The sequence below is a fragment of the Puniceibacterium antarcticum genome, from assembly GCF_002760615.1.
GTDB classification, from domain to species: domain Bacteria; phylum Pseudomonadota; class Alphaproteobacteria; order Rhodobacterales; family Rhodobacteraceae; genus Puniceibacterium; species Puniceibacterium antarcticum.
Window position 1 is genome coordinate 1 of the sequence record NZ_AWWI01000086.1, and the last position, 10,256, is coordinate 10,256.

Genomic DNA, 10,256 nt, shown 5'->3' on the forward strand with positions numbered 1-10,256 from the left:
GATGGTTGATCCGGAACATTGCCAGAACATGCGGCTTCGGGGAAGGGTGTTTCTGATGTGCTTGATCTGCCATAAGGGACCGACCTGACGCTAACTCCACATCTCGCGCATCGTCGCGGCGACATTGATCGGCGCGGGAGCGGGGCGCGGGGCGCTGCCGTTTTGCGCCGGGGACCAGTGGAGCGCCTCGAAGTGGGCAAGGATCTCCTTCGGGATGAACCGAGTGCGCATGGCATAGACATGCCGGTCACCATTGCGGGTTTGCTGCGTGACGTAGAAGCGCAACGGCAGGCCCAGCGTCAGACGATCCTTGGCCCGTGTCATGGCGACGTAAAGCAAGCGGCGTTCTTCCTCCAACTCGTGGGTCGACCCGGTCCCAAGGTCGGATGGGATGCAGCCGTCCACGGCGTTCAGCAGGTAGACCGACTTCCACTCCTGTCCCTTGGCTGAGTGGATCGTCGACAGGATCAGGTAATCCTCGTCCTTCAGCGGCACGCCGGCCTGATCGCTGGTGGCATCGGGTGGATCCAGCGTCAGATCCGTCAGAAACGCCTCGGCAGACGGATAGCCGGTGGCGATCTGTTCCAGTTGCAGCAGGTCGGCGCGGCGGGACTCGGCATCCTCGTGCAGTCGGTCGAGGTGCGGGTCGTACCACGCGCGGGCAAGACTAAGTGCTGCGGGCCAGACAGCCTGTGTCGTCATGGCCGTGACAAAGCCCGGCCAGTCAGCCCCGGCGCGGGCGGGGGCGGCGACATCCTCAAGGGCTGCGCGGGGATCGGCGGCGAGGTCGAGCGCGTCCAGAACATGTCCTGCCGCCTTTGGCCCGATGCCCGGGATCAGTTGCAGCACGCGGAAGCCCGCCACTCGGTCACGCGCATTGCGGGCCAGACGCAGGAAGGACAGCAGATCCTTCACATGCGCAGTGTCGAGAAACTTCAGCCCGCCGAATTTCACGTAAGGCACGTTGCGCCGCGTCAGTTCGGCCTCAAGCTGGACGGAATGGCTGGAGGTGCGGAACAGCACCGCCTGATCCTTGAGCTTCATGCCCGTCTCGCGATCCTCAAGGATGCGATCCACCATATAGCGGGCCTGTTCTGCCTCGGTCTGGACCGTCACCAACCGGGGCTTTTGTGCCGAGGCGCGTTCGGTCCAGAGGTTTTTGGAGAACCGCTCTTTCGCCAGTCCAATGACCGCGTTTGCCGCCGCAAGGATCGGCTGGGTCGAGCGGTAGTTGCGGTCCAGCGTGATGACATCGGCGCGGGGCGTGTAGGCGTCGGGAAAGTCGAGGATGTTGCGCACGGTTGCGGCGCGGAAGGCGTAAATCGACTGCGCATCGTCGCCCACAACGGTCAGCCCGCGGCCATCGGGCTTCAGCGCCAGCAGAATCCGCGCCTGCAATCGGTTTGTGTCCTGATATTCGTCGATCAGCACATGGTCCCAGATCGCGCCGATATGTCCGGCAAACCCCGGATCTGCCATGACCTGTGCCCAGGCCAGCAGCAGATCGTCATAATCCAGCACGTTCTGCACCTGCTTTGCCTGCACATAGGCGCCGAACAGCTGCTTGAGTTCAGCCTGCCACGGGGCGCACCAGGGGAAGTGATCACGCAGCACGTCGCCCAGCGGCGCCTCGGCATTCACCGCACGGGAATAAATCGCAAGGCAAGTGCCCTTGGCCGGAAAGCGGCTCTCGGTCTTCGAGAACCCAAGCCCGTGGCGGGACAGGTTCATCAGGTCGGCGCTGTCCTCGCGGTCGTGGATCGAGAATTCGGGATGCAGGCCGATGGACAGCGCATGTTCGCGCAGGATCCGCGCGCCGATGCCATGGAAGGTTCCGGCCCAGGTCAGCGCCTCAGCGGCGACCGAGGTGCCCATGGCTTGCGCGGTGATGCGCTCGACCCGGCGGGTCAGCTCGGTCGCGGCGCGGCGCGAAAAGGTCATGAGCAGGATGCGCCGCGGATCGGCACCGTTGACAAGCAGATGCGCCACGCGATGGGCCAGCGTGTTGGTCTTGCCAGACCCAGCCCCAGCGATCACCAGCAGCGGAGGGGGCAGCGTGTCGCCACCGACGCCGAATTCCACGGCAGCGCGTTGATTGTCGTTCAGCTTGTCGAGATAGCCTGCGCCTGCCATGCCTTGTTCCCTCTTTCAGATCTTGGAGTGAGGTTACCGAAACGAGAACGAAATGGGAACTTGAATGTTCTTCTGCGAGCCTATTCGCTTGCAACCGGGATCAGCACCTCATTGCGACGCAAGGGCGGCAGGGTCCAGGGTGGGTTGTAGCCTGCCACCTCCGCCGGGCCGTTGGCGGTCAGGCCTTTGATCGCGAGCCAGTCGCGCAAGTGGGCCTCCTCGGCCGCGGCGTTGCTGGCCATGAAACCGGCATAGCGCACCACCGCGACGCGACGCGGCGCAATGGTGTCCAGGGTGAGGGCGGGATCGGTCGGCACGGGGGCTGTTTGCAGCGTCATCGCGGAAGGCAGAACAAAGACCATCTCGCGCGCGCCGTCCCGGCTTTGCAGGACCGGGGCGGTCATGGCGATCTCGGTTCCTGCGGTGCTGTCGGTGTTCAGAACGGGCGCAGTCATGGCAATGTCGCGCGCCCCGGCGTTTGCGCCCGAGATATAGTCGAACAGACGTCCAAAGGCGGCGCGCGATCCGCCATCCATCGCCGTTTTCACCACGACCAGTGCGCCATAGTCCCGCAGCTCGTACGGCGGTTCAGACAGGATCATGCGGTATTCCGGTTCCGGTGCCGCCGCGCTGCCAAAAACGGAACAGGCAGTGACGCTCAGCAGGCTTGTGAGGGCCGCAATCGCCCGGGTCGCGCGTGAAAACATCCGTGTCTCCTTAACATCAAAACCTTCGCATCCGGTCCGTTTCAGCTTGGAAAGCGCATCACTGGCGTGAAACCCGCCGAGGCAGGAAAGCCGGTCGACAATGAGCGTACCATTCTTTCATGGTCAACATCGACGCGAATTGAAACGTTCCCCGAGGGTCGCCGTGTCAACGGGGCAGCTTGCGCTGCTCCAGAGTCTCATCGTTGCCGTCCGCGTTCATGACATCGGCAATCAAGTGCTCGACCATGTCGCCGAAATAATCCGTGAGTTCCCGGTGCAGTGCGCGGAAATCCTCTCCTACCGTGCTCTCAAAGCTTGGCTGATGCACCCGGACCATGACGGTTGTGCGCCGCTGTCGGGGATAGCGATACGGCTTGATGTCATGCTTGCGGCAGAGCGCCACAAAAATCCGCACCGACCAGACATCCGGCAGCGAATACTGCAGTTCAGTTTCAGTGTTGGGTTCGCTCTTTTCGCCTGGTTCCTGGCCAATCCTGGCTTGCAGGCGATCACGTGCCGCACCCGCCGCCGCACGTTCCCCCGCCGTCGCGCCCCGCGCAAACAGCGCCTCAAGCTTCGCAAGCTTATCCTGAATGGCCTTGTTGCATGGAGCATGATGAGGTCGGAACGCGCCCTACCCGAAACAGATTTCAGGCGGTGCGTTCGAAATTGGGTCGGCCAAGTTCGGTCATTCGGTTAAGAATCCGGACGCCAATCCTGGCTTCTGTTTTCTGGTTTTCGAACGAGTGCGCCTTTAGCTTGGGCCCGATGACGGTCTTCCAACGACCCATGAGGGTTTCACCCCGGCTCCGCTGATTATAGCCAGATGCCTTCTGCCATGCCATCCGACCGCGCGCTCGTATATCGGCAATATGGCGATCACGAATGCTCGGGTTCTGGGCAGCGCCGGAGCTCAGGACCGCGTTCTTGGGTGGTGGGATCGTGACGTCGATCGCCGACCCGAAGCGTTCGGTAAGAACAGCACATGTTGGTTCTCCATCGTAAGCGCCGTCTGCCAGAAACAGGTCAACTGGGCCGTCGATCTGATCCAGCAGGCCCGGCAGGGCGGTCGGATCGCCAATGTCTTCCGTGGTCAAATCGGAGCAGACGATCTGACCGCTGACAAGATCAAGACCAAGGTGCAGCTTGCGCCAAGAGCAGCGTTTGCGCTTGGTCTTATGCTTTTTCTCCAGCCATTCGCCTTCACCGAAGATCTTTAACCCGGTACTATCCACGACCAGCTGGGCCGGTTTGACATTCTTGGAGGTAGCTTTGGCAGACACGCTCAGCCCGTTGCCTCTGCGCGATAAAGTGGAAAAGTCAGGCACTGCGATCTCAACCCCCAACAACTCAGCAATGGAGCGCATCAAACCTTGAGTCTGCCGCAGTGGCTGCTTGAACACCATGCCCAGCGTCAGGCAAAGCTCAATCGCCAAATCCGAATAGACAGGCTGACCGCCAGGCGTCGTTCGCGGTGGTGCCGCCCACAAAGCAAGTGCGTCATCGCTGATCCAGCCCGTCAGATCACAGCGTCGCCGCAGGCTTTCGTTGTACTCGGCCCAGTTGGTCACGCGATGCTTTTGCTTCGGAAGTTTCTCGCGACGACCGGCGTTGAACTTGTGTGGCATCTACAGCTTCCTGAAGGGAACAAACCGCCTCAGTATCAAACCAAGCGCGATCCATGCAACAAGGCCTCTCACCGGCAAGCACAGAGATTCCTGACCGCACACGACCCGATCAACCTGATCTTCCGTCCCCGCCGTTACGTTACAGACTCACCGCAACATCATACCGCCACGCCCGGGCCGATGCTTTCAGCCTCTGGGCAGATTACACCGCCGACATGGCGGCGTGATCCGCCGATCACTCCAACCGTAAAAGCTTGAGGCAACAACTTGGCGATGCCCTTTCATGCAGTGCTGTTGCGTTGGGTAGTTTGCTCCCGCGATTCATTAGTCCACGATAGCGACCGACATTTCGCTATCGTACGAAATTGTCTCCAGAAAGGCGGCGAGATCCCTTACATCCTCCTCACTCATGACAACTCCGTTAAGTGGTGACACAGCCCACAGTCTCAGCCGACCGTAGAACTCATTGCGATCATTCAAAGTCATTTTGGAAGGATCAATGGCGTAAAGGGGATCAATGTGCGCACGGATCACATCCTTAAGATCGGGGATTGAACCAGAATGACCGTATGGAGCGGTCTTAGCTACGTTCAGCAATGGTGGAGTTCGCATGGCGTAGCGGTCGGCTTCTAATAAGTTGACGTTAAAACGTCCATAGTCGACGCCGAAACCGTTCCTACCAAATCCTGCTTGTGGAAACGGTACGACATGAAAATCAAGATCTGAGAAATAAGGACCTCTATGGCAAGTCACACAGCCGCCCGAGCCATAAAAGAGAAGCCCACCATCACGCTCCTGATCTGACAGCTTTGCTTCTTCGAAAACGAAATCGTGCAGTCGGGTTTGCCCTATGCGGTAATTAAACCTGATAAATGAAGCGATGGCTTCAGCAATATCAAGAAACTGAATATCACCTTGCTCAACCTGACGTGCTGCTGCTAGGTTTGGTCCTAATACGTCATCATCACGTACTCGCGCCGTCAGAATATCATAGAGCTTGTTAGCTGTCTCGACATCCTCAGTCTGCATCGCCTCCGTCTCGCTCCGGTCTATAACCATCTCGCCTATCTCAGCGGGTGGCAAGTGAACGGCTACGACAAGCGGATCTGTCGACGGGTTGCGATCACCAAATTGGCTAATCACATAGCCCGACGATGCGTCGACTTTCCCATCCCAAAAGAAGGTGTCGAAACCAATACCCCCGCGACCCCAGAAGGGAAGCGCATTTCGCGGAACGATGTCTCCCCCGTTGAGCACGCGTTCGGATCCGACCCCTTCACCTTCTGTTCCGATCGCATTGACGATACCGTCAGCAGACCCAAAGCGGTCAATGTGGCACGAAGCACAGGCTGTATCGTTATTGAACGACAGCAGCCGACTCTCAAATAAGAGCTTCCCAACCTCAACCAGGTCTTGAGGCTGTTCGATATGTGTTTCTTCGGCCGGAAGAAAACCACTGGCCAAAATGGCGTCTCGAAGGACAGTATCTCGTAAGCCGTCGGCTCCTGCTGGGGTGAGACAGCAGAGGGACATTGCCGCGCTCATTACAGCGCTAGTACCGTATTTCATGTATCCTGACCACGTCGCGGAGATCCGCGCCCTTTTCTTCGATAGCCAACAATGACATTTCGCTAAGCTCGTTGTCCGTTAGTCCCCAACGGGTCAGACGCTTACGCATTAGATCGTAATCCTGGCAATCGAGCAAACCGATTTCTGCGGATTTCAAAGCATCCGCGTTGGCCTTAGAAGGAGTGCCGACGAGTTTCTGCTTTGCCATGAGGTGTCCACGCATTGCGTCATCGCATTTGAACGTGAGATCACCAAAGCGATCTTGTGCGATTTGCATTACGCAGAGTTTCCAAAGCGGCATAACAGAAAATGCCAAGAAAATTCCGGCGATAATGCCGAACAAAAAACTAGTTAGCGACGATGCCAAACGCATCGAGTACCTCCGGTGTGATCGTACCGGTAACGGAGAGGCCGTAATCGGCTTGGAACCTGGACAGCGCGCTTTTCGACCCGGCACCGATAACTCCATCGATTGCACCGCTATAATATCCATAAGATAGCAGGGCAGTCTGAACTTGCATAGCTATGCGCTGAAAAGCCCCCGAATTGCCTGGAAGGGTTCTTGCCGCTGCTGCAGGTGGACTTGGAAGCACTGAAGAGGGCGGTGTACTCGTCGAATTGCGGTTAGAAGGAGCGGTGTAGAGTGGTGAAGGCGCGGCGCGCGGAGCAGAGTATCCACCTCCAGAGGAAGATCGATGACTGGAATGCGACCCGTGGCTTGAGTGGGATCGGTGCGCCGCCAATGTGTAGGTGTGCTGCTGCCGGAACAGAGCAAAAAGCGATGTCTTTGTGTTATCCGCTATCACAAATTTTGACGGGGGAGCTGCTTCTGTGCTCGTTGCACCAAAACCTGCGGCCAATAAGGACGGGATGAGAAACTTCTTGTTCATTGTGCGATAATCTTCTTAAAACCACGTTCTTCGGGGTACCATTCAAAGAAACCCGTACATTTCGACTTTAACGAACAATTTTCGCATGTTGCCAGAAATTTCTGCTTCCAATCAGAAATTGATGCGACGCAGTACCGCCGGTACGCTTCAGGGACGGAACAGAGTGGAAAATTATAGAGAGCTGTTGCGAGCCCCTTACCAAGGGAAATATTAATCGCTTGGGAGACACCTTCAAACGACAAAGAGGTGTCGCTAAATTCCTTAGTCCAATTCATTCTCGCATACCCTATATTTTCCAGCTGCATGATGGCCCAAACTTGGGCAAACGGCTGATTTAGGGTTATGTATTCGCCAAGCCGTTCCAAATGATCGATGTTCGATTGCATGACGACGGTCCGTAGTTCGATCGCTGCTCCCGTACGACCTAGCCGAGCAAGGTTCTCTTGGAGGATGCTGAACGCCCCAACTTTTCCAACGATGCGATCGTGTATCTCACCTTCAGCTGCGTAAATCGGAATGCCCCAGAGGATCGATGTCATGTCGAGATAGCGTAGGTGTGCCTCATCTTCAGCGAGCAAATGCTGCCCGTTAGTCAGGATGTGAAAGCGCAAATCAGGGCGGTGGTTCTGAGCCTTCACAAGAAATTCGAACAAACGTTTCTTATGCAAGAGCGGCTCACCTCCAGAGAGGCCAATCGTTGCGTCCACAGGAGCAAGTCGCACTGCATCTAAAAACTGATCAAACATATCAGTGTGATATTGCTTTGGAGGTTGTGAGCACATTACGCAGAGTTGGTCGCATTGCTCGGTAATCAGTAGAGTATTATGGGGTGATGAAGCCCGGATTAAACGATGAAGTGTGCGGCGACCGGGGATAACAAGAACCACATCTCCATCAAGCGAAGCGGGATCGTTAGTGTGAACCCGAAGCGAAAAACCTCCCACGTCAAAATCTGCGGTACCATCACCGCGGGCGACCAGAATCGCATCGGATGGGCTCTTAATGCTAGGATTTAAGACGAGCCGTACCACCAGAGGTTCAACGATGGGGAGGGGATCGATCTTTAGCTGTAGCGGAATCATGGCAGTCTCGGTGCGAGGCGGGGGGAGTAGCGGGGGATGTCGAGCCAGACTGCAAGTGACCGGTGAACGTTGGGATCATCCGAAAAAAGTAGTTCGAAGGCGAGATCAAATAGCGCGAGGTGGCTTTGGCAATGGTCAGTCAGATGCCTTGGCAAGTCGATACGGCCATGTCTGGATAGATCGTCCACAGGATCTAAACCGCAGTAGGGCTTATACGCGCAGTGAGTGCAATCAGGATCGTCAAAATTTGACACGCCTTGGTTCAATGCTTCGACCCGCACCGGATCGAGGCCTTTCGACAAACTGCCGATAGAGAGATCTACCCGCCCTACACGTGAGACCATCCGCGCCTCGTCCGTCGGATAAAATGTTCCGTCAAAGTCTATCACGAGATAGTCGGTCCCGAGCCAGTTCGGGTTGCGCAGGTCGACATGACCGTCATGGCCACCGCGCAGAATCCGCCGTAAAATATGGCTCAGGTAAAACTCTTCCATCGGGGTTTTTGCGGTCAGGTTGAACGCAATAAGTTTCTCGACAAAGCGACGATAATAAATCTGCCAAGCCTGACGTGATTGATCAAAGCCAAATTTCTTTCGAGCGAAACCTTGGAAATTGATGCGTCGCAGGTAGATTGAGTTCAGCCCCATTGTCGCAAAGCTTTCAATGACCTCAAGTGGTTCGGGTGGGGCCATCGGATCAATTGTCGGCAACGCTGAGACACGTTGCGTGCCAAGGACGTTTAGCGCTCTTTCAAGGTTGCCATGAAAAGCATTGTGCAGTGTGTCGTCCTTCGTTCGCTGCCGTAGGTGGAGGTCCGAGGTTCCGTCAAAGGATGTGCTGACGTGCGTGTCGACTGCATTCAGGAATAGCCACGCTTCCTCCGAGACCCGTTGCAGGTTGGTACAAACAACAAATTCAGCACTACTGAATCGCGTCCGACAGAACGCTCGAACCGCTTCAAGGTGATCGAGGCGGAGAAGCGGTTCTCCGCCCTGGAATTCAACCTTGATGCTGCTCGTCTCCAGCCCCCCAAGAAAATCTAAGACCTGTTGAAGCTGAACCCCATCCCAATCAAATCCCTTCGCTGTTTCTGCGGCTCGAGACACCTGGCAATAGTCGCACATGAGGTTGCAGCGGAGCGTCGGAACAAGAATGACATATGACATGGAGCGCGCTGGGTTGATCCTGCGAGCCCATCTCGAAGCAAACCCTGTGAATGCAGAAACGTCGCTATCGTCGGCGGGGTGGCCCTGAGCCGCCAAGAACGAATGATCGCTTTCGTGAAGGCGATCTGACGCGTATCGCTTTAGAAAGGCTCTATCCGCTGCAAAAAAACCGCCGGCATCATCCGTGAAAAGGAAACTGTCTGAGCCTGAGCTCCGGAATTGAAGTGGCCAAATACTCAACGTCCGAACACCGCGTCGAAGAGAGCCACCCGTTGCGCGGCTCCCTCATTTCGTATTTTTGCGCGATACATGGTGTAGTAAATTTCTTGCCGAACGTCAGCCCAGTTGGTGTCCTCTGGCCCGATGCAAATCAATTCAGTACTGTCCCACTGGAATTCTATATTTGGGAGCAGGTACTGAAGCCTCGCTATCGCGCTTGGACAGGAAGCCAGTAGATACTCCGGTATCGACAACTTCATTTCAGTTGGAGGAATTATCTTACTCAATTGTTTATCCATCATCTACAGTTACCAAAAATCAAATTTCAGCTTATTAAAAAATCCCAGCCACGAAATTCATGAATTTGTTTGAAGCTATGTTTCATAAATTCACAGTATATTGACGCCCATTATATCTGAATGCTTTCAGCGCATCATAAAGAGCCGACCTACTTATTTTAATGCGTGCGGCAGCTTCGCGCACATTGAGACCTGCAGCCATAAATTGGCGGGCACGGTTGAGCTTCTCGGGTGTAACGGCGATGGGCCGCCCGCCCTTAAGACCTCTTGCGGCTGCGGCCGCTAGCCCAGCGTTTGTCCTTTCGCGGATCAAGTCACGCTCAAACTGGCCAAGCGCCCTGAAGATGTGAAAAACGAGCCGCCAGGTCGGCGCGGTGGAGTCAATATTTTCCGTCAACGACCTGAAACCAACACCGTGATCTTCAAGTTCGGCGACGGTCTGCAGAATATGTGACATTGATCGACCCAGATGGTCAAGCTTTCAGACAACAAGCGTGTCGCCGGCATCGCCAAGTTGTTGCCTCAAGCTTTTACGGTTGGAGTGATCGGCGGATCACGCCGCC

The 10,256-nt window shown here is 56.2% G+C and carries 10 protein-coding genes and 1 pseudogene; 1 reads left to right on the forward strand and 10 read right to left on the reverse strand.

The annotated features are described in order from the left end of the window. Positions 1–90 precede the first annotated feature (90 nt). The 4 genes from P775_RS12275 to P775_RS12290 form a co-directional block, all read right to left on the reverse strand. Entirely contained in the window at positions 91–2,133 is a 2,043-nt protein-coding gene (locus tag P775_RS12275; protein WP_099911272.1) for an ATP-dependent helicase, read from the reverse strand. 80 nt (positions 2,134–2,213) lie between these two features. Continuing rightward, positions 2,214–2,840 (reverse strand): SOUL family heme-binding protein, encoded by a 627-nt coding sequence (locus P775_RS12280; RefSeq protein ID WP_099911273.1) that lies wholly within the window; start codon positions 2,838–2,840, stop codon positions 2,214–2,216. Between the two features lie 166 nt (positions 2,841–3,006). Continuing rightward, positions 3,007–3,255, reverse strand: coding sequence for a hypothetical protein (locus P775_RS28930; RefSeq protein WP_245875664.1), 249 nt, complete (start codon positions 3,253–3,255; stop codon positions 3,007–3,009). A 235-nt stretch (positions 3,256–3,490) separates the two neighbouring features. Beyond that, positions 3,491–4,468, reverse strand: coding sequence for an IS5 family transposase (locus tag P775_RS12290; protein ID WP_099911275.1), 978 nt, complete (start codon positions 4,466–4,468; stop codon positions 3,491–3,493). A 66-nt stretch (positions 4,469–4,534) separates the two neighbouring features. On the opposite strand from P775_RS12290, the pseudogene P775_RS12295 reads away from it, so the two are divergent. After that, positions 4,535–4,695: pseudogene (locus tag P775_RS12295) on the forward strand (IS6 family transposase); the annotation flags it as partial. Positions 4,696–4,792: 97 nt separating this feature from the next. On the opposite strand, the gene P775_RS12300 reads toward P775_RS12295, so the two are convergent. The 6 genes from P775_RS12300 to P775_RS12330 form a co-directional block, all read right to left on the reverse strand. After that, positions 4,793–6,037: a His-Xaa-Ser system-associated MauG-like protein gene (locus P775_RS12300; protein WP_218967681.1), complete on the reverse strand. Its 1,245-nt coding sequence runs from the start codon at positions 6,035–6,037 to the stop codon at positions 4,793–4,795. After that, a complete protein-coding gene (locus tag P775_RS12305; protein WP_245875665.1) occupies positions 6,021–6,410 on the reverse strand; it encodes a TIGR03982 family His-Xaa-Ser system protein in 390 nt (129 codons plus the stop codon). Before P775_RS12305 ends, P775_RS12300 begins: the two co-directional genes overlap by 17 nt. Then, complete coding sequence (gene hxsA, locus P775_RS29860; RefSeq protein ID WP_099911276.1) at positions 6,385–6,927, reverse strand: His-Xaa-Ser repeat protein HxsA; 543 nt, start codon at positions 6,925–6,927, stop codon at positions 6,385–6,387. Before hxsA ends, P775_RS12305 begins: the two co-directional genes overlap by 26 nt. Continuing rightward, positions 6,924–8,009: a His-Xaa-Ser system radical SAM maturase HxsC gene (hxsC, locus tag P775_RS12315; RefSeq protein WP_099911277.1), complete on the reverse strand. Its 1,086-nt coding sequence runs from the start codon at positions 8,007–8,009 to the stop codon at positions 6,924–6,926. Before hxsC ends, hxsA begins: the two co-directional genes overlap by 4 nt. After that, positions 8,006–9,415: a His-Xaa-Ser system radical SAM maturase HxsB gene (gene hxsB, locus P775_RS12320; RefSeq protein WP_099911278.1), complete on the reverse strand. Its 1,410-nt coding sequence runs from the start codon at positions 9,413–9,415 to the stop codon at positions 8,006–8,008. Before hxsB ends, hxsC begins: the two co-directional genes overlap by 4 nt. Before the next feature lie 360 nt (positions 9,416–9,775). Then, a complete protein-coding gene (locus P775_RS12330; protein ID WP_281256081.1) occupies positions 9,776–10,162 on the reverse strand; it encodes a recombinase family protein in 387 nt (128 codons plus the stop codon). Positions 10,163–10,256: the final 94 nt, after the last annotated feature.

Coding starts and splice junctions, on each gene's coding strand:
- P775_RS12280 (WP_099911273.1), bottom strand. CDS start 2,840: ATGTTTTCACGCGCGACCCGGGCGATTGCGGCCCTCACAAGCCTGCTG.
- P775_RS12300 (WP_218967681.1), bottom strand. CDS start 6,037: ATGAAATACGGTACTAGCGCTGTAATGAGCGCGGCAATGTCCCTCTGC.
- P775_RS12275 (WP_099911272.1), bottom strand. CDS start 2,133: ATGGCAGGCGCAGGCTATCTCGACAAGCTGAACGACAATCAACGCGCT.
- P775_RS12305 (WP_245875665.1), bottom strand. CDS start 6,410: ATGCGTTTGGCATCGTCGCTAACTAGTTTTTTGTTCGGCATTATCGCC.
- P775_RS12290 (WP_099911275.1), bottom strand. CDS start 4,468: ATGCCACACAAGTTCAACGCCGGTCGTCGCGAGAAACTTCCGAAGCAA.
- hxsC (WP_099911277.1), bottom strand. CDS start 8,009: ATGATTCCGCTACAGCTAAAGATCGATCCCCTCCCCATCGTTGAACCT.
- hxsA (WP_099911276.1), bottom strand. CDS start 6,927: ATGAACAAGAAGTTTCTCATCCCGTCCTTATTGGCCGCAGGTTTTGGT.